General features: G+C 67.5%; 19 protein-coding genes and 3 pseudogenes. 16 read left to right on the plus strand and 6 right to left on the minus strand.

Going from position 1 to position 18,714, the window contains the following annotated elements; genetic code table 11:
* The first annotated feature begins 19 nt into the window (after positions 1–19).
* Positions 20–583, plus strand: a complete 564-nt coding sequence (locus AC07EJ_RS27680) for a GNAT family N-acetyltransferase (protein WP_478885226.1) — start codon at positions 20–22, stop codon at positions 581–583.
* 51 nt (positions 584–634) lie between these two features.
* Here AC07EJ_RS27680 and AC07EJ_RS27685 read toward each other — a convergent pair whose 3' ends face one another.
* Both AC07EJ_RS27685 and AC07EJ_RS27690 read right to left on the minus strand, forming a co-directional pair.
* On the minus strand, positions 635–1,027 hold the full coding sequence (locus tag AC07EJ_RS27685) for a hypothetical protein (protein ID WP_478885262.1): 393 nt from the start codon (positions 1,025–1,027) through the stop codon (positions 635–637).
* Positions 990–1,511, minus strand: a complete 522-nt coding sequence (locus tag AC07EJ_RS27690; RefSeq protein ID WP_478885227.1) for an ATP-dependent DNA ligase — start codon at positions 1,509–1,511, stop codon at positions 990–992. The genes AC07EJ_RS27685 and AC07EJ_RS27690 overlap by 38 nt, the downstream gene beginning before the upstream one ends.
* A 376-nt stretch (positions 1,512–1,887) precedes the next feature.
* On the opposite strand from AC07EJ_RS27690, the gene AC07EJ_RS27695 reads away from it, so the two are divergent.
* Complete coding sequence (locus tag AC07EJ_RS27695; RefSeq protein WP_478885228.1) at positions 1,888–2,112, plus strand: hypothetical protein; 225 nt, start codon at positions 1,888–1,890, stop codon at positions 2,110–2,112.
* A gap of 8 nt (positions 2,113–2,120) precedes the next feature.
* Here AC07EJ_RS27695 and AC07EJ_RS27700 read toward each other — a convergent pair.
* Positions 2,121–2,919, minus strand: a pseudogene (locus AC07EJ_RS27700) (IS5 family transposase).
* Between the two features lie 117 nt (positions 2,920–3,036).
* On the opposite strand from AC07EJ_RS27700, the gene AC07EJ_RS27705 reads away from it, so the two are divergent.
* Positions 3,037–3,243 carry a DUF6417 family protein gene (locus tag AC07EJ_RS27705; protein WP_478885229.1) on the plus strand — a complete coding sequence of 69 codons (207 nt, stop codon included), beginning with the start codon at positions 3,037–3,039 and terminating at the stop codon, positions 3,241–3,243.
* Positions 3,244–3,913: 670 nt separating this feature from the next.
* Positions 3,914–4,078, plus strand: a pseudogene (locus AC07EJ_RS27710) (IS5/IS1182 family transposase); the annotation flags it as partial.
* 3 nt (positions 4,079–4,081) lie between these two features.
* Here the strand turns inward: AC07EJ_RS27710 and AC07EJ_RS27715 are convergent.
* Complete coding sequence (locus AC07EJ_RS27715) at positions 4,082–4,654, minus strand: hypothetical protein (RefSeq protein ID WP_478885230.1); 573 nt, start codon at positions 4,652–4,654, stop codon at positions 4,082–4,084.
* A gap of 350 nt (positions 4,655–5,004) precedes the next feature.
* On the opposite strand from AC07EJ_RS27715, the gene AC07EJ_RS27720 reads away from it, so the two are divergent.
* The 4 genes from AC07EJ_RS27720 to AC07EJ_RS27735 all read left to right on the plus strand — a co-directional run bounded on the left by AC07EJ_RS27720 (position 5,005) and on the right by AC07EJ_RS27735 (position 11,229).
* Positions 5,005–7,383 carry a UvrD-helicase domain-containing protein gene (locus AC07EJ_RS27720; RefSeq protein ID WP_478885263.1) on the plus strand — a complete coding sequence of 793 codons (2,379 nt, stop codon included), beginning with the start codon at positions 5,005–5,007 and terminating at the stop codon, positions 7,381–7,383.
* An 815-nt stretch (positions 7,384–8,198) separates the two neighbouring features.
* Entirely contained in the window at positions 8,199–9,311 is a 1,113-nt protein-coding gene (locus AC07EJ_RS27725; protein WP_478885231.1) for a bifunctional DNA primase/polymerase, read from the plus strand.
* Positions 9,308–10,831, plus strand: coding sequence for a DNA primase family protein (locus AC07EJ_RS27730; protein WP_478885232.1), 1,524 nt, complete (start codon positions 9,308–9,310; stop codon positions 10,829–10,831). Before AC07EJ_RS27725 ends, AC07EJ_RS27730 begins: the two co-directional genes overlap by 4 nt.
* Positions 10,828–11,229: a DUF6009 family protein gene (locus AC07EJ_RS27735; protein ID WP_478885233.1), complete on the plus strand. Its 402-nt coding sequence runs from the start codon at positions 10,828–10,830 to the stop codon at positions 11,227–11,229. Before AC07EJ_RS27730 ends, AC07EJ_RS27735 begins: the two co-directional genes overlap by 4 nt.
* A 173-nt stretch (positions 11,230–11,402) precedes the next feature.
* On the opposite strand, the gene AC07EJ_RS27740 is transcribed toward AC07EJ_RS27735, so the two are convergent.
* A complete protein-coding gene (locus AC07EJ_RS27740) occupies positions 11,403–12,848 on the minus strand; it encodes a PIN domain-containing protein (RefSeq protein ID WP_478885234.1) in 1,446 nt (481 codons plus the stop codon).
* A gap of 243 nt (positions 12,849–13,091) precedes the next feature.
* On the minus strand, positions 13,092–13,778 hold the full coding sequence (locus tag AC07EJ_RS27745) for a hypothetical protein (RefSeq protein WP_478885235.1): 687 nt from the start codon (positions 13,776–13,778) through the stop codon (positions 13,092–13,094).
* Positions 13,779–14,026: 248 nt separating this feature from the next.
* Here AC07EJ_RS27745 and AC07EJ_RS27750 point away from each other — a divergent pair, with 248 nt between their 5' ends.
* The 8 genes and pseudogenes from AC07EJ_RS27750 to AC07EJ_RS27785 all read left to right on the plus strand — a co-directional run.
* The gene (locus AC07EJ_RS27750; protein ID WP_389946326.1) at positions 14,027–14,278 is read left to right on the plus strand and encodes a hypothetical protein; all 252 of its coding nucleotides are present in this window, start codon (positions 14,027–14,029) and stop codon (positions 14,276–14,278) included.
* Positions 14,279–14,281: 3 nt separating this feature from the next.
* Entirely contained in the window at positions 14,282–14,659 is a 378-nt protein-coding gene (locus AC07EJ_RS27755) for a toxin Doc (RefSeq protein ID WP_478885236.1), read from the plus strand.
* 397 nt (positions 14,660–15,056) lie between these two features.
* Positions 15,057–15,797, plus strand: a complete 741-nt coding sequence (locus AC07EJ_RS27760; protein ID WP_478885264.1) for a DUF6879 family protein — start codon at positions 15,057–15,059, stop codon at positions 15,795–15,797.
* Positions 15,794–16,636, plus strand: coding sequence for a helix-turn-helix domain-containing protein (locus AC07EJ_RS27765; RefSeq protein WP_478885237.1), 843 nt, complete (start codon positions 15,794–15,796; stop codon positions 16,634–16,636). The genes AC07EJ_RS27760 and AC07EJ_RS27765 overlap by 4 nt, the downstream gene beginning before the upstream one ends.
* Before the next feature lie 87 nt (positions 16,637–16,723).
* The gene (locus AC07EJ_RS27770; RefSeq protein ID WP_478885238.1) at positions 16,724–17,188 is read left to right on the plus strand and encodes a hypothetical protein; all 465 of its coding nucleotides are present in this window, start codon (positions 16,724–16,726) and stop codon (positions 17,186–17,188) included.
* On the plus strand, positions 17,185–17,523 hold the full coding sequence (locus AC07EJ_RS27775; protein WP_478885239.1) for a DUF6415 family natural product biosynthesis protein: 339 nt from the start codon (positions 17,185–17,187) through the stop codon (positions 17,521–17,523). Before AC07EJ_RS27770 ends, AC07EJ_RS27775 begins: the two co-directional genes overlap by 4 nt.
* Positions 17,520–17,723, plus strand: a complete 204-nt coding sequence (locus AC07EJ_RS27780) for a hypothetical protein (protein WP_478885240.1) — start codon at positions 17,520–17,522, stop codon at positions 17,721–17,723. The genes AC07EJ_RS27775 and AC07EJ_RS27780 overlap by 4 nt, the downstream gene beginning before the upstream one ends.
* Before the next feature lie 63 nt (positions 17,724–17,786).
* Positions 17,787–18,025, plus strand: a pseudogene (locus AC07EJ_RS27785) (bifunctional DNA primase/polymerase); the annotation flags it as partial.
* Between the last annotated feature and the right edge of the window lie 689 nt (positions 18,026–18,714).

Below are 18,714 nucleotides of genomic sequence, written 5' to 3' on the forward strand. Positions count from 1 at the left end.
GCTTGCCTAGAATCCCGAAATGGCACCAACTAGTTATCTCTTGCAAGGGCCACGAGTGGCCATACGCCGCATCGACCGCCAGGACTACGCAGAGCTCAGCGTGCATCAACGGGAGAGTTCGGACATGCTCCGGCGCTGGTTGGGAGCTCGTGAGATGACCGTCGAGGCATTCGAGAGCTCCCTTGAGCGGTTCGAGCAGCCGACCCACGAGGGCTTCGTGATTTGCCTGCGTGACACCGGCGCAATCGTCGGTGGGGTCAACATCAACAACATTGTCCGAGGCACTCTCCAATGCGGGACCCTGGGTTATACGTCCTATGCGTCCACAACCGGCCGCGGTTACATGACCGAAGGTCTGGGGCTTGTGCTCCAGTTCGCCTTCGGCCATTTGGAACTGCACCGGCTGGAGGCGAATATCCAGCCGGACAACACCTCGTCACTGAACCTCATCAAGCGCCTGGGCTTCCAGCGCGAGGGCTACTCGGCCGCTTTCCAGTTCATCAACGACGAGTGGCAGGACCACGAGCGCTGGGCCATCACAGCTGAAGCGGACCAGACAACGAATCACCGGATCGAGCGATAGCACCACAGGTGTCGTGATGCATAGACTCAGCCACCAGGTCGCTGAGCTGCATCAACGTGAGACTAACTCCACGGCAACTCCTCCGACCCCCAGAGAACCCGCCAGGACCTCGACGACGACCAGGTCGTGCGGGACGGTGTTGTACGAGTCGCCCCCGGCGGTGTGAGCGCGGCGGGGCGGGCCGGAGCCGGCGAGCAGCGTTCCGAGGTGAGCGGCGAGCGGACCGGGCAGGGTCTGCGACAGGGCGATACGCCCGTCCGGCAGGCGCACGGCGAGCGCCCGCGGCCGCGACGCCGGGCCGGTGAAGCCGATGACCTCCGCATCGACGGTGTCGCTGTGCCGCAGCTTCAGCCACGACCTTTTCCCGCCCCGGTACGCCCCGTCGGCGCGCTTGCAGACGATTCCCTCAACACCTTGCTCGCGGAGCGCCTCGTACCAAAGCAGTGCAGTCTCCGGATCGTTCGTCCGTGGCGGGAAGCGGCTGGATCGGTGGGCCGATGCCCTCGAGGAGGTCCAGCATCAAAGCCCTGCGGTCGCTGTACGGGCGTGGGCGGACGTCGCCGAGGGTCGGATGCTGCAAGACGTCCCAGACCGCGTACGAAGCGGGCAGGCGGGCCGCCAACTCGCGTGCCCTGGCCGGGGATGAGGCGGCCCGGGACTGCGCCGCGGAAAAATCGATCCGGCCCTCGACCCACACCACGCATTCCCCGTCGAGGACCGTGCCGGGCGGCAGCGCCATCCCGGCGAGCGCAATGTCCATCCAGGCCGCGGTGACGGTGCGGCCTGAACGGGCCTGCAGGCGCACCGTATCGGCGTCGCGCCACAGGGCCGTTCTGTGGCCGTCCATTTTCGGCTCGTACCACCAGCCCTTGCCCGTCGGCAGGACCGTGACCGGCTGGGCCAGGGCGAGCTGCACCGGGAACTCCACGCCACCAGCCTCGGCACCCGGACGCCGCCGCGCGCGGTCGGCTGCGCCATCCGCCGCGAGACCGCCCCCGCCGGCCACTCGCCCCCGGGAAGCCTCCCCAGGCCGGGCCGTGTCCCGCTGGCCTGCACCGTTCCGGACGTAAGGGTTCCGCGGCCGCCAACCCGGCGACCCCACGCCACGGGCGGAAGGGAGCTGCGTGCAACCGCACGTCACCCAGGCACTCCACGACTGATACGGAGCTTGGACGGTCCACGAACGAGCCGCCCAAGCCGCCTTCACCGCGGCGTTCCCCGCCCTCACTCCCGCCGAGAAATGCCAGCGCTTCGGGCCGACCCTCCGCTGGGAGAAGGTCGGGGAGGGCACCGGCAAGGTCTGCTTGGACGACCACGGCCGCGCCACGATCGAGTTCGAGAAGGTCCCCAAGGCCGCGGTCGGCGCTGCCATGACCGAGTGCTGGGGGTCCGACTGGTTCGACGAAGGCGCGGGTGGATTCGCCGAGGCCGAGCCCGGCAGCTACCACTACGAGGACGAGCAGCCCTACGCGGGCCTGGTGCGCGAACAGTGCCCGGAGTTCCGCGAGCGTGACTTCCATTCGGCTTAGAGATCATCTCAATTGGTGAGTCTGCGGTAGCAGATGAGGGTGCAGGCGATGCTGGCGAAGGCCAGGAAGTGGATGGCTTGCCGCTCGTAGCGTCGGTGGAGACGTCGGCAGCCGGCGAGCCAAGCCATGGTGCGTTCGATGGTCCACCGGTGGCACCCCCCCCGCTTCTGTGACGTCTCAACTCCCTTGCGGGCGATGCGGGGTGTGATGTGGCGTAGGCGGAGCCATTGCCGCAGGTGACGGTTATCGTAGGCCTTGTCGGCGTGAAGCTTGGCGGGGCGTCGGCGGCGTGGACCGCGCCGGGATCTGATCGGTGGGATGCCGCGCACGAGTGGTTCGAGCGCCTGGCTGTCGTGGAGGTTGGCGCCGGAGATGCCGACGGAAAGCGGAAGCCCAGTCCGCTCAGTGATCAAGTGGATCTTCGAGCCATACTTGCCCCGATCTACAGGATTCGGACCCGTCAGGTCCCCTTTTTCAGGGCGCGCATATTCACCGAGTCGATCGCGCATCGCGACCAGTCCAGGTCGCCTCGAGCCCCCAGCTCGTCCAGGACCAGACGATGCAGTTTCGCCCAGACCCGTTGTCGGCTCACTCCATGAACCGGCGGTGAGCCGTGGCCCCCGACGGCCCGAACACCGGCGGGACCTGCGACCACGTACAACCGGTCGTGGCCACGAAGACAATGGCCGCCAACACCTCACGGTCCCCATGACGGCGCCGACCACCTCCTTGCGGACGCGTCGGCGCCTCCGGCACCACCCGCTGGAACAACTCCCACAACCCGTCAGGGACCAGACGCTCAGTCAGCAACACGTCACCAGGCTACCGGCATCTCCAATTGAGATGATCTCTTAGGTAGGCCGTTGTGGGTACGGGAGCTGCTTGGTGAGTATCCGCGGGCCTGTCTCCGACGTTGACCCTGGCATGACTTCCAATGATCACTCCACGGTCGGCGGGCTGATTGCGGCCCACGACGCCGACGCGCGCCGTCTGGAGATCCTCACGCTCGACGAGGCGCACGATCTACTGCGTCTGCTCCAGCTCATTTCTAGTGAGGGACAGGACGAGTTGTCGCAGGAGGCGCAGTGGTTCGCCTGCGAGATCGCGGCCCGTATTCCGTCGGAGAACTAAGCCGGCCGGAAGGTGCCGCTCCGCTGGGCCAGACGCCAAGCTGGAACGCTGCGGCGTCTACCGGCCGTGCCCCGAGCGGGGAGCGGCGGAGGTGCGCCCTGCCGTGTGGGTTTGGAGGGATGTCCACAGCAGAGCTGCGGCGTGGGCGCGGCAGGGCGCCCCGCGCGGCGGCATGTGATCCCGCGCCAGTGGTCAATGCACCAATGCGGCCTCATCGGAGAGCGCCCGGTCGATACAAAGTGCGCGCCGCGGGGACCAGACGGGATCGACCTAGCCTTCCCCCGCCTCGGTCGGGCGTACGCGGGGGGACGCACGTCAACGCGCAGCCGTCGAACCGCACCGCATCTGCGTATCCCCGAAGCTGCTGATGGCGGGACGGCCAGGTCTCACGGCTCGTGATCCGGGCCGCGGTTCGAGCCGGGCATGGAAACCGGCGACGGTTGTGGTCCGCCCATGTCGGCGGCCGCGTCCAGCACGGAGCGGGCTGGACCGGTGTTGCCGGGGTGCACTTCCAGGTCGTTCGCCCGGTTGACCAGTGCGCGCCGGCCTGGATAGGCCCGCTCGGCGGTAGCGATGTCTCGCTCGTCGAACTCACCGTAGGAGTACAGGACGCCGTCGATGAGTTCGGTTTTCCACGCGCCGGTGGGCCAGCGGGCCAGGAGTGCTTCCCTTCGACCACGAGCTCTACAAGGCCCGCAACGTCGTCGAACGCTGCTTCAGTCGGCTCAAGCAGTTTCGCGCCATCGCGACACGGTTCGACAAAATCGCCGCCCGTTACCGGGCCGGTCTCCACCTCGCAGCGCTCGTCCTCTGGCTCCGCGAACCAGCCAGATGATCATTACCAGCGGACTGCACTCAGCCCGTTGCCGAGATCCGTCACCTCCGCTCCAGCAAGAACAGCCGGGACGGCACTGAGCCGGTCCGTCCGGAACTGCACTCGGTCCGGGCGCGGACCCATCGGCAGCCGGCCATACAGGACCAGCGCGTCATCGTCCTCGTCCGCTGTTTCGCCGCCCAGATCGACGAGCAGCGCGACAGTCCTGTCCAACTCCCGCTGAACCAGCCGCTGAATGGCATCGGTTGCCTGCCCCCGCTCGTTCTCGGTCAACCCGCCTAGTACGAAGGTGAGGATCTGGGTGTCCGGCGCCACGTACCTGACATCGCACACCACGTCCGTGTCAGCCGACAGCCAGAACTGCATACAGAGCGGCCCGACCGACAGGCCGACAAGCTCCAGGATGCGCCGGGGGGGCAGCTCTACCTGTTCCCCCACGACGTCCAACAGCATCCCGCAGCCCAGTGTCGGGTGCTCGACGGTCAGCCCTGACTGGGCCAAGAGGTCGGTGACCGAGCGGAACTCGGACTCGTCCATCCGGCCCTCGCGGTACCAGGACAGGTAGGTCTCCAACACCGCTGACACTCCTCGTCGTCATTGCCTGACATTTTGGAGAAGAGACGCTCCCTGATACCGGCGACCCTCCCTCAACAAGCATCTGGCTTTTCGAGCCGCACAGGTGATCATTTATCAGACAAGGCCTAGGCGAAGCCGCCACGCGGGCAACCGGGAATGCATACGGCGAGGCTGAAGGCGCGCGTGCTTTTCGGTCACCTCTTCGCAACTCCAAACCTCTGTTCCCAGTGCCCTGACAAGGTGTCAGTGCGTGCCGTCATGCTGCTCACCAGTCCAGAGCCAGTCTGGCCGAGGCCGGCTGGCAGACGGAGCAGAACAGCAGGCTCGCGGAAAGGGACGACGCAGTGGCAGTGAAGGCGACCGAGGAACAGGCGGCAGCACGAGACAGCTTCGCTGCTGGCCATGATCTTGCCCTGGTGGCAGGCGCCGGGACAGGAAAGACATCGACACTGGTGATGATGGGTGCCGCAACCAGCCGCCGCGGTATGTACATCGCCTTCAACAAGCCCATCGCGCAGGAGGCCAAGGCCCGCTTCGGCGACAACGTGCGCTGCAGCACCTCCCACGGACTGGCCTACCGCGCGCTCGGGAGCCGCTTCAAGGCCCGCTTGGACGCCTCACAGCACATGCCCCTGTGGCGCACCGCCCAGCTCCTTGGCATCGACCGCGACGTCGCTGTCGGCGGGCGCCGGCTCAAGGCGACGACACTGGCTCACCTGGTGATGGAGATGGTCAAGCACTTCTGCTACTCCACCGAGGAGCAGGTCGCAGCGCGCCACCTGGGAACCGTCAACGGCCTCGACGACCATGGCCAGCAGTACGTTGCGCGGCTCCTGTTGCCCCGGGCTTGGTGGGCATGGGACGACATCTGCTCACCGAACGGCACACTGCCTTTCAAGCACGACCACTACCTCAAGATGTGGGCACTTACCCGACCCCGGCTGCGCGCCGACTACATCCTGCTGGACGAGGCACAGGACACGAACCCGGTCCTCGAGGAGATCTTCCTCGCGCAGGACGTCCAGCGCGTCTGTGTCGGCGACCCCTCCCAGCAGATCTACGAATGGCGTCACGCCAAGGACATCATGAGCGGGTTCCCCGGCATGCGGATGGAGCTCACCCAGTCCTTCCGCTTCGGGCCGGCCATCGCGGAGGTGGCTAACCACTGGCTGCGCGCGGCCACTTCGACGATGCAGCTCACCGGCCACGCCGCTGAACCATCCAAGCTAGCCGAGGTGGAAGTTCCCGACGCGGTGCTGTGCCGAGGTAACGCTGACGCCCTCGCCGAGGTCCTGCGCTTCTTGGACCAAGACGTGCCTGTCGCCCTGGTCGGCGGCGGGAAACCCCTGCTGAACATCGCGAAGGCAGCGATTGACCTGCAGGCCTGCCGCCGAACTTCACACCACGACCTTGCGCTCTTCGCCTCCTGGGGCGAGGTACAGGAGTACACCGAACAGGACTCCGCCGCCGCCGACCTCAAAGCCATCGTGGAACTCGTGGACACCTACGGCCCCCAGCAGATCATCCGCACAGTCCAGCGTATGACCGACGAGACACAGGCCCGCGTCGTCGTCTCCACCGTGCACAAAGCCAAGGGCCGCGAGTGGAATCGTGTACGAATCGGAGCAGGCTTCACTCCGCCCGACGAAAGCTCGCCGTCCGCCCTGCACCCAGCCGCCGCACGCCTCATCTACGTCGCCGTCACCCGGGCCCGCACCGAACTCGACACCACCGGCATCAAACAGCTACAGGCCCACTCCAGTGCAGCGACAGCGGACACCACACCCGAAGGCATCTCGCTGGCCCGGCTGCCGCTAACCGGACAGCTGAAGTACCCACGCTCCCCGATGTCCACATTCCTGGCCCGCCACCTTCCCCACCCCGAACGCGTCATCGCCTCCTACCTCCAGCACATCCGCGGCCTACCGCATCCCGTCCAGCCCCTGAACGAACGTCGCCCCGACTACGCCGCACTTGGCCACACCATCGACTACCGGCTGCGCCTGAGCCTCGGCTCCGACCCAGGGCCCGCCGCGATCGCCGGCGTCGAACTGCTCGGCAGCGACCTGCCCATCGCGGGAGCACCAGCACCCGCGGTGCGCGCAAACCTTCATATGATCGGAACCAGCGTTCTGGGCCGCCTCCACTCCCACCTGGCAGACCCTTCCCGCCTGCTCGACGACGACGAACTGACCAGGCTCTGCTTCGTCGCAGGCTTCTTCGAAGCCGTCTACCGAAACGGCGCCTTCCTCCGCAAGCGCAACCTCCTCGCCCAGGTAGACGAGCACACCACCGTCAACGGCGTGACCACTGCCGTGCCGAGCTACGTCCTCGACGACATCGATGAACAGATGAAGCTCGCAGAAGAGCCCTTCACCCCCCTGCGGGGCCTGCCTGCCCAGCAGCGCGTATGCGGGCCGGTTTTCTCAGGCAGCGCCGACGTGAAGGCCGACGCCGACTTCATCACCGACGGCTTCCTCATCGACTGCAAAGCCGTCACGCGGCCCCACCGCCTCGGACGGGACGAGGTACAACAGCTCGCTGGGTACCTTCTCCTCGACTACGACGACCGTTACGACATCCGTGAGGTCGGCTTCTACCTCGCCCGCCAAGGCGCCCTGATTCGCTGGACGGTCCCTGAGTTCCTCACCGCACTCGGCGCCCACGCCACACTCCCTCAGTTGCGCGCGGCGCTACGCGAGCACCTGGGCCGCAAACGCCTCGTGTAGGGCGCCACGAGCCCAGTGGGAGGCGGCGACGAGCTCGGGCACGGTCTCATCGCTACGCCCTGCCTGCCACCGTCCTCTGATCCGCTGCTGCTCGTGGTCCTCGTGGTGGTCGTTGGAGGGCCGCAGGGGTGACGTGGGCGCAGCAGCTGACGAGGGATTGGGGAGTACGACCGATCGCAAGGTACGAGGTTGAGTCGCTACGGTCGCTTGCGTCGCTCCGCCCGACCTGCCCGCGGCGCGGACAGCGGACCGGAGTGACCGTCTCAGCGACTGAAGCGACCCTGCGTCAGACACTGGGCTGCCGCGGACGGACGATCGCGCAGGTCGGACGCTGGGTCGCTTCAGTCGCTTGCGTCGCTGCACCCTGTCTCTGCTGCCGTCACGGTCGTGGCGGTGTAGCAGCGACTGAAGAGCCAGCGACTGAGTAAGCCGCTCAGTAGCTGCACCCTCATTGCCTGATTGCCCCAGGTCACAGGCGTGGAGCTCCCGAATCAGCGACTGAAGCGACCCGCGCTCGGGTATGTAGAGACATTCCCGAGCGCGCGCCTGCGTCATATATATAGAGCTTGAGTCGCTTCAGTCGCTGATCTGTGCTTGCAGTTGCCTCTGACCTGGGGTTTTGTCGAGCGACCGGGGTGAGCGACCGAAGCCACTCGGGTCGCTGGGTAGCTTCTTGAGTCACTGGCCCATGGCCGCGCGTTGGTCTCATCATCAACACGGCCGACGGTAATTCGCAGGGCTCCCAGCCTCTGCGGTGATCCTTCGCTAATCTATGTCCGTCGTTGAGTCGCTTCGGTCGCTGATGGGGGAAGAGGATGCCTGCTGAGCTGCGGTTTTCTCGTAGCGACTCAGAGCATCTGTCCCTGGACTCCTCAGTCGCTGTGCAGCCGCTGACCACAGCGAGGGAATGCGCAGCGCGGGGCTGGCCCGTTCACCCACTGTCGCAGCGACGGAAGACCCCGGCTGGGAACTGTGAGCGCTGCCGGCAGCCTGGTCACTCTCGTACCGGTTGCCCTTGCCTGTCCGCGGGGCGCTGGTGCCACGGCTTCCATGCCGCCACGCTCGATCCGCAACGCATCACCCAGTGGTGGGGGCCCCGGCCCGAGCTCGGTGTCGGGGTGGCATGCGGCCGGGCGGGGCTGGTCGTCATCGATATCGACGCCCACCAGGCCCAAGTACCTGCCCGGGACCGAATCTTGCCAGGCATCCATATCGGTGAGCACATCGACCTCACCGGCTTGGCGAGCGGCTTTCACACCCTGGCTGTTCTCGCCGCGCTGCGCGGCATGCCGAACCCGGCGACCGATCCGTCCACACTGCGTGTACGGACGCCCTCGGGCGGGCTCCATGTCTGGTACCGGGCCGATCCTGCCGTCGGGTGGCAGTGCTCGACCGGCTCCGGCCGCGGCCGCGCACTGGCCTGGCAGGTGGACGTCCGTGCTCACGGCGGTTACATCATCGCCCCGCACACCACCACCGCTTCGGGTACCTACGCCCCGCTCGAAGGAGCCCAGGAACCGGCCGAACTCCCTCCATGGCTGGCCCATGAGCTCGAGCGCACCGGGCACAGGCCAACGCCGGTAGTACCGGCACCCCGGCCTGTCCCTCCGCGCGCCCGTCAGGCGGTCCTGGCCGCCGGCGGCGGCCGCGACTGGACCCAACGAACTCTCACCTCGGCCCTCGCCGATGTCGCGGCCTGCGGCCAAGTCACCGAAGGCGCTGGATTAGCGGACCGGCTCAACAGGGCCGCCTACACCCTCGGAGGGCTCATCGCAGCCGGCTGCCTGCCCCACGACGCCACGGAGCGCGCCCTGTTCGACACCGCGGCTGCGGCCCGCCCGGGACAGGGCCACCGGGCAGCACAGATCATCCGCAGCGGGCTGAGCGCCGGCATGCAGCGTCCCCTTCACCCGGGAAGGCGCCCGTGACCTACCCCGACGAGCCCAGCGTGCTGTTCGACTTCGACCCCGAAGCCGTCGCCGCGCAGATCCGCGCCCAGGCTGCCCCCGCGACTCTGCCTGCTCAAGTCACCAGCCCGGCAGCTCCTGCCGTGGCCGGAGGAGCGACGCCGGCCGGACTCCTGCCGGACACGCTCACCGACCGCGGCAACGCAAAACTGTTTGTCCGGCTCTATGGCAGCGACTACCGCCATGTCCCGGGCCTGGGCTGGTACCGCTGGCAGGGCACCCGCTGGCAGTTCGACGAGGACGACACCGTCATGTGGGCCGCCGGCGACCTCGCAGAGGCTTTCGCGACCACCGACCCGCGGGGCGTGTTCACGGCCTCGGCGCTCAACCAGCACCTGAAGCGGTCCATGAGCACCTCCGGCATCAACGCCATGCTCACGCAGGCCAAAGCCGCCCCGGGCATGGTCCTCAACGCCACCGCCCTGGACGCCGACCCCTACGTGCTGTGCACCCCGGAAGGCGTCGTCGACCTGCGGACCGGCCTGCTGCGCGCCCCGGACCCGAACAAGGACTTCCACTCCCGCTCCACCACGGTGGGCCCCCAGCAGACACCGACACCGCGCTGGCAGCGCTTCCTTACCGACACCTTCGGCAGCGACCCCGAAGACCAGGAAATGATCGGCTTCCTGCAGCTGCTGCTCGGCTACTCCGTCACCGGTGACGTCGGCGGCCAGGTCATGCCCTTCCTGTTCGGCTCCGGCAAGAACGGCAAGAGTGTCCTCCTGGACGTGCTGATGAAGCTGCTGGGCGACTACGCGGATGCGGCCCCGCCCGGTTTCCTCATGGCCCGCCCCTTCGAAGGCCACCCCACTGACCTTGCCGAGCTCCACGGCCGCCGGGTCATCGTGTGCTCCGAGGTCAAGCCCGGCGATAAGTTCGACGAGGCCCGCGTCAAGCTCCTGACCGGTGGCGACCGCATCAAGGCCCGCCGCATGCGCCAGGACTTCTTCAGCTTCGAACCCACCCACAAACTCTGGCTCCTGGCCAACCACCGCCCCGAAGTCGGCACCGGCGGCTTCGCATTCTGGCGCCGCATGCGCCTGATCCCCTTCGAACGCGTCGTCTCCGACGACCGCAAGATCGACAACCTGGCCGACATCCTCGTCACCGAGGAAGGCCCAGGCATCCTGGGCTGGCTCATCGAAGGAGCCCGCCGCTACCTCGCCGGCGACAAAGACCTCACCGGCCCCGCCCGCGTACGCATCGCGACCACCGCCTACGCGGAGACCGAAGACCACATCGGCCGCTTCTTCGACGAATGCTGCCTCCTCAGCCCCGACTCCCGGGCCGAACAGGCACGCCTGTATGCCGAGTACAAGACCTGGTGCCAAAATGAGGGCGCACCCGTCATCTCCTCCCGCGCGTTCGCCGCACGCGCCCGCGAGCTGGTCGGACTGGCCTCGCCCAAGGAGATGATCCTGTCCAACTCGCGGAAGTACTACCCGGGCATCGGACTGCTCGCCGACGAGGAGAGAGCATGAGCTCCCTGATCACCAAAGACGAGATCCGACACGAGAGCGACCTCGTCTGGCTCGAGGACATCACCGACCTCGACTACGTACGCCAGAGCCTGGACCGGCTGCCCACCCGCCGTGGCAAACCGGCCTACCACCGCGACGGACGCATGGTCGGCTACGCGACCCTTGCCCCCCAGGCCAAGGCCTCCCGCTCATCAGGCACCTTCCGCCGCCGCGTGTTCTGGCTGCTGCCCCATGACCGTGACACCCAGCCCGAGGGCCTGTACGAAACCGGTGCCCCTGCAGAAGCCGTCGACCCGCGCACCCTCGCCGCTGGCACCAAGGGCTACAAGACGGAACGCTCCGAAGGCGGACCGCCCTCCACGGCGATGCGGGAGCTGGGCATAACGCTTCCTCTGTGAGCGAGGGCGGCGTTCGCGGGCGTCCCGCCGGCACCCTGGAAGAGGACCTGGTCGACGAACACCGCTGTCGGCACGGCTGAGCCGGGAGATCCACGTCGGGCGACGTTGGCCAGGTCTTCCCCAACCCCGCTGCCCTCGACCGGCTCGCCGCCGCGGTCCTGCCCGAAGTCCCTTCAGCTCTTGATGGGGCCGGTGCCAGCTGCGCGGCCGTCCTCACCGTCGGGTCCGTCTTCGGCAGCGTCCTCAAGGGACAGTTGACCGTCGAGGTCGTGTTCCTTGGCCTCTTCGTCATCGCTGGCAGTTCCAGTGATTCCAGCGCTGTTGGCGAAATCGATACGCGGCAACAGTGCGGCGATGTCCAGTTTGGGCAGAGCCTCGCTGATGCTTGTCCTCAGCGGACCACTGAAGTCGATCTTCGGCATCATCTCCTCGGCCAGGCTTCGGTTCAGGCCGGTGAAGCTAACTGTCGCAGGGCGCATAGCGGCCTTGAGCGCTTCCCGAAGTTCCCTGGAGATCACGCCTTCCGTCGCAGAAGTCGCGGGGAACAACTCCCTCAAGGCCCGTCGCGTCACCCCCGCGGCGCGGTTCTTCAGGCGCTTGAGGATCTCGATGCTGGCTGGATCGGAGGTGTCGGGAGCTTCGGGTTCCTTCGGAGCGAGGAGGGTGGGTGTTTCGTCTCCGTCTCGCGCGGAGAACAGAACCCGCGTCTCCCACACACAGGCTGTATGGATTGGCCTCGATTCGTCGCCTTCGAGGGCCAGTCCGTAGAGCAGCCACCGGGCATCGGCTGTGTACCAGACGTCCCCTTCGATCTCGTGACCTGTGACCTTCGTGACGGTGAGCAGTTCGACCTCGGGTGACGCGAGCCATTCACGCCACTGCACGGCGTCGTCGGCAGCCCCCAGGCCGACGAACCCGGACGTCGAAGCGAGGACCTCCACCGCAGTCTGGGCAACGCGGGACCGTACGGGGAGAGACCGCAGGAGTTCGTCCGCGACAATCTCGGCGTCCTTGCCGGATACGGTCTTCGTGAAGCTGGAGACGACCTCATCGAAGTCGCTCAGCCGCGTGATGCGATCCTTCAGACCCACCACGTCCTCGTCCATCGGATAGGGGTAGTGGACGCCGTCACCGAAGTCCTTGGTGTTGTTCGTGACGAAGCAGACCTGCTCCTCCGGGTTCTCCTTGAGGAACTCAAGGATGGAGAACCAGATCGCCACGTCACGGGCACCCTCCGAGTGGTCCCCAGCCCGCTTGGCCGGCGGAAGAGCCAGCGCCTCACGAGCGAGAGCCCGCCGTGCGACCTCTCCGCTTGTCTCGATCACCTCGAAAATCTCGCCGTAGAGCGCCCGCCAGTGGTTCACCAGCCGCTCCACGTCGAGCGGCTCAAGTGTGCTCTTCAGCTCCCAAGGAAGCCCTTCGCGCAGCTTGTTCAAGGCCTTCACGACTGACTGGTACTTGGCGGGATAGTGCTTCGCTTGGTGCGCGGCCATCTCCTCCAGCACCATCCACGGCACCGCGACCCGGTGATGGCCGGACTGCCGCAGCTTTCGGATGATGTCTGCCCGCGGACCGTCGTGCGGCAGAAGGTTCACCGCGTTCGTATCGAAAATGATCAACTTCGCCTCCGCGCCGTGATGAGTGATATTTTCACCCGGCTTCGGTGGTCCGTGTGAGCGTTATGCGGGCTCATCCACCTGTGTCATGCAGCCGCTGCCGATTCCCTGCGCTGCCGAGCGGATCCCGGACGCAACCGGACTGGATGCCTTCAACACTGCGTGCAGGGCGGCCAGAGAACACTCCTCTGCCGGCCCCGTCGACTTCGTGCTGCACGACGTGGACAGCGAGGTACGGGCGCGTGGCTACTGACGGGCAGAGGCCTGTTCGTCGTTGGCCGTGACGGTTGCGGGCTTGCCGTCCTGTAGCTGCTGGAGGCGTTTGAGCGTGGCGGAGAGCATCGCCTGTGTCCCCGACGCATCGCCTGCGGTGCCGCCTTCGATACGGACGCGGATGTTGGCCTTGCCTGATCGGACGTATCCGTAGACGGCGTCGTCTGCGGCGCCGGGGTTGATGACGAGGTTGTTCTCGTCGCCGACCGGCTTCTTCGGGGTCTGCTGCTTGCTCGTCTCGGTGCCCTTCCACGCCGTGTACTGGCGGTGCGCGGCGTCGGCCGAGTCGAAGAGGCAGATGTCCACGTACGCCATGTTGATCGTGGAGTGGTTGTACTCGTACGACGAGTCGCCGCCACGGACCCACCCCGGCGGCGTGGAGTCGGCGTCCTTGGAGCCGTTGCAGTACTGCCCGTCCGTCACCGACTTGTCGCCGTGCAAGGACCAGCCGGGAAGACTCTCACCGTCGCCGAGCAGGGCCTGCGTGAGTTGGGCCTGGGTGAGGTCCTTCGTGATCGGTTCCGGCGCGCGGGCGGCTGCGGGCTTGTCCGCCTTCTGGGTGCCATCGCCGGAGCCGGCCTTGCCGCTGCTAGGGGAACAGGCAGTGAGCGCAGCCATTCCGGCGAGGGCGGCAACGAGGGTGACGCGTACACGTGACATGGACACAGCCTATCCATTCATGATCATGGTGCGCCCCGGCAGTCTCGCCGTGTACCAGAGTGACTGGCGCTGCTCGCGATGACGCAGACGGCCCCGCGCCCAGCGCAGGACATCAGGCATCCGCACGATCTGGACCCGCTACAAACGCATTGCGTCACAGCGAGAGCCAGGCCCAGCAGGGTACCTCTCGTCACTCACGTTGACCTGCAACGATTGATTGCCAGGTACCTGGACGATATCCTCCAGGCATGCCTGCCTTGAATGTGGAGTTCAGCGAGGAGGAGCTCGACGAGCTCCGCGAACTGGCGCGAGAGCAGGGGGTCACCCTCAAGGCCCTGGTACGCGCCTCGACCGCCGACCAGATCGCCCGCCACCGTGCGCTGAAGGAAGGCGCCGAGGTCTTCGCCCGCGTCTTCCGCGATCCGGCCCTCGCCGAGGCCATCGCGGCAGCGGGCCTCGATGACGGCCCGGCAGTCAAGGCAGCTGCGCGGGCCGCCTGACCGATGCCGCCTGTCATCCATGTCGACATGAGGTGGCTCCTGCAGCAGCAGGAGACCGCCCTGCCCGAACACCCGACCGTCAGCGACTTCTCGGCGCTGATGGCCGGCGTGGCACGCCACCGCGTCGACCCGCCCCGAGCCGGCACCGACTCCGACGCGTCCTGGCGCGCGGCAGCCCTGCTGCACACCTTCCTGCTCCTCAAGCCGCTGCCCGCATACAACATCCGCTTCGCCTGCGCCGTGACGATCGCCTACATGCACGCCAGCGGCGAAGGCATCGACGCCCCCTACGGCGAACTCGTCGACCTCGCAGGCGAACTGCTCTCCGGGAAGGCCGACGTGTTCACGGCGGCCGACCGCATCCGCGCCTGGCGCCTGTAACCGGGACTGAACCGCGGACCCCTGCGGCCGGGCACTGGCAGTGGAGTTGAAGCCTCGCAGCGGTTGGTCCGTCACCGTTGGAGTCCTCCATCGACTGCGGCTCAGGGCATTTGCCGATGTGTGACCGTCCAACCCTTCACCGGGCTGTGCGTGACTCCCAAATACCGGCCGGCCAATCAACAGCTCGGCAGCGATCGAGACTCGCGGCGATCAACTCACCGGCTCGGGCTCCATCCTCACCACGCGGAGGCATGGCACCGTGGGCCGGCGCGTTGCTGCGCTGATTGCGCGCAGCGAACGGGTAGCTGAGCGCACTGGGCAATCCGCGGCAATCACTCCCCGCCCGGCAGGCCGGCGCCGCATGCTGGACACCCAACCGGCGCAGACGGAGGACGATATGACGCTGCGGTTCATCGGCACCACCAGCGACGACGGCGACTGCCCCACCCTGTACGAGATCCCCGAGACCGACGAGTACCTCGTGCAAGGCGACCGCGAGACCGACCCCCAGCACCTCGTTGCCCTCCGCGACGTGAAGCCAAGTGAGACGTTCGTCCGCGTACCCCGCTCGCTCCTCACCCGCTACGCCCCTCGCACCCCTGCGCCCGAGCTGGTGCCGTTCTCCGACATCGCCCCGCTCTTCCGCGAGTTCCGCCACACTGCGTGGCGTCTGGAGACCCGCCGCGGCTACGCCTCCGACCGCAACAGCCCCAAGTGGGCGCGCTTCATCGCGGGCGAGGACATCACGCAGGACCCGGACAACTCGTGGCGCGAGAACGTCCGGGCCCAGACCGCGCAGGGCAAGCGCTTCGAGCGCGTCCGTCTCCTCGACGAGCCCGCCACGCAGGGCCAGGAGTTCCTCCTCGCCAGCGGACTCGGGAACGTCGCCGCGGGCGAGGACATCCGCCACTTGACCCGCACCGAGGCCGAACGTCTGCGGCTGCCGGACTACGACTTCTGGCTCTTCGACTCCCGCGTCGTCGCCCGCTTCGCGTTCGACGAGGACGACACCACCCTTGGTGTGTACGTCACTGAGGACCCCGCCGAAGTCCTCGCCGCCTGCCAGGCCCGTGATGCCGCATGGCACCACGCCACCCGTACCGAAGACGTCGTTGGGCAGGTACGTTCCACCGTGTGAGCACGGACTTTCAAACGGCACGAGAGGCCCTCGGCGTGCGGCTGCGTGAGCTGCGCGCCGATGCCTGTCTGGAGGGCAAAGACCTCGCCGCGCAACTGGGCTGGCAGCCCTCGAAGGTCTCCCGCCTACAGGGCGGCAAGCAGACCCCCAGCACCGAGGACCTCACTGCGTGGGCCGAGGGAGTCGGCAGGCCGGACGTCGCCCATGAACTGCACGGGCTGCTCGCCGGCCTGGAGATGAAACACCGCTCGCTGCGGCGCACGCTGTCGGCCGGCCAGCACGCGAGGCAGGAACTCGCGATCGCCGAGACGTCCGCCACGCGGGACATCCGGGCGTTCGAAGTCGCCCGCATACCCGGTCTGTTGCAGACCCCGGAGTACGCGCGCTCCGTGTTCGAGGCGAACGCCGAGTTCCGGCAGATCCCACGGTCGATCGATGAGGCGGTCGCAACCCGCATCCGGCGGCAGGAGGCGCTGTACGAGCCGGGGAAGTCGTTCACCTTCTTCGTCTCCGAGGGCGCCCTGTTCATGCGGCTGTGCTCGCTGGAGGTGATGGCCGCCCAGCTCGACCGGCTGTACAACCTCATCGGGATGGCGTCCGTCGAGCTCGGTGTGATCCCTCTGGGAGCGCAGCTCCGGCGTACCCCGGCGCACGGCTTCTGGATCTATGACCGGCGCCTCGTCATCGTCGAGACGATCAGCGAGGAACTGTGGCTCGACGGCAGCGCGGACATCAGTCTCTATGAGCGGGCGTGGGACTGGCTCACCGAAGCTGCGGCCTACGGCCGCGATGCGCGACGCCTCATCGGGCGGGCTCGGGCCTCGCTGGAATCCCCGTAAGCAATCCGCTGCAAGCGCGGATCGGGCTCACGCAATCCCGCGCAATCGATCAACGCAGGTGCCGGGCGCTCTCCTACGGTCCTGGTCATGGCCGCACCTACGCGCACCACCACACCCGCGCGGGAGGCAGGTGACACCTGGCTCGCCAACTGCACCCGACGCCCAGAACTCACTTTCGAGGTATGGGACATGGACGGCCTCGCGCCGATCCACTGCACCCACTGGCTCGCCGCACAGGCACAGCTCAGCGTCGCCCTCAAGGCACTCAGACGCATCCCGCAACGACACCGCGGGCCGCTCCTCCTCGACCCCGACCTCGACACCGCATGGTGGCTGGTCGCCCCGGACGCCGCCGAGGAGCTGGCCGACGTCCGCCTCCTCACCGTGCACCCGGCCGGCTGGCCCCTGCACTGCCCGCCCACGCTGCGCCCCGCGGCCGGCCGGTTCTGGTTCCACGCGCCCGACGGCCGCGGTCGGCTCACCGACCCCGTGCATCTCGCCTCCGCGCTCGGCCCCGGCGGGCCCCGCATCCTTGCGGAGGCGTTCGGATGACGGTTCTCACAGGCACTGCGTTGCCGGCGCCCACGGCAGACGAGGTGATCAGGGCGGCGCTATCCGCGCCGCGTGACTACCCCGGCCCTGACCGGCTGCGGTATCTGTACGCGGCGGCACGGCAGATGATCCAGGTACGGCTGCCGGTCGTGGCCGCTCAGGTCGAGGACACGCCCGGCGGGCCGGAGCGCGCATCACGGGAGCGCGCCGTGGACGAGGCGGAAGCGATCCTGTGTGACGGTTTGAGCCCGAGTTGCCTCGCTGCGTCCCTCACGGTGAGCGCACTGGGGCGCGCACTGCTCGGCCTCGAACAGTTCGCGGGAGACGGCCGATGAGCCCGAAGCGCACCGCCACAGCCGAGCACATCGAGATCCCCAGCATCTGCTTCATCCGCCAGCCCGAAGGAACACGGCGCTGCACCCTCTCGGCCGGCCACCACGGCGAGCACCGGCACTTCTACAGCGGCGAGCTCCGCAACGGCTTCCGCGTCGGCACGAGCTGGCCGAGTAGGCCCGGCGAGACGCAGGCCGACTGAAGACTCCCGCCGCCGGATGCTTGGAGGTGACCGGCGGCGGGGCGGGGGCGGCCGCTCGATGGCGGCGTTGGTGTCTCCTGCGCCCAGCTGACCTCGTCGTCCTGGACGTGGACGCCCATTCCGTGCAGGTCCCCGACCGGGGCCGCCTCCTGCCCGGTGTCCCGATCGGTCCCCACGTCAATCTTGCAGGCCTCGCTACCGGGTTCGACACCCTCGCGCTCCTGGCTGCGCTCCGCAACGAACCCAACCCGGCCGACGACGAGAACACGCTGCGCGTACAGACGCCCTCCGGGGGAGTGCACGGACAGTTCGTCCGCGGCCTGGAGCCGGCCCGCGAGTTCCAGGCGCTCGGACCAGGCCCGCCGGGTGAGCGGCAGCGTCAGACGTTCCCCCACGCATCGCACGCGACTGGTCTGTTCGCTCTCCCCGTGAGCAGCCTCTGCTGGGAGCCACCCGCCCCGAACTCCGTGGTAGCTGCAGTGAAGGTGCTGTCTGGCTGTTTCGGCGGCAGTGATGTCACCTCTCGCGGCGTCTGGTGAGGAAGTGGAAAACAGGGACGGGGCCGCAGAGGAAGACGGCGCTGGCCAGCAGATACCAGCCACCACCCATTGTGGTCACCGCCCAGGCTAGTACTGCGACCAGGCTGCACAGCGCACCGGCGAGCAGCCAGAAGAGTCCCTTCAGGATGGTCGTGCCGCGTGTTCGGCGCTGTTCAGTTCCAGCCAGTAGCGGCTCTCCGGGCTGATCTTCTTCCTGGGCAAGCCCACGCCCGGGAGCGGCAGACTCGCTTATCCGGTTGGTCGGGATGGTTTTGTCTCGCATATCTGAGATACCCCCGTGCGGCGATGCGAATATTTGCTGCAGTAACTGATGGTGTACCGGCTCCGCCAGAGCGCACGTGCCGAATGCCCCTGCCTGCGGTTGTCGCCAGCCCATCGAGATGACCGGCGGACTAGGTCGGCGGTCATCTTGGCACGGCTTCAATTGGCGA

The organism is Streptomyces sp. NPDC045026, assembly GCF_056432625.1.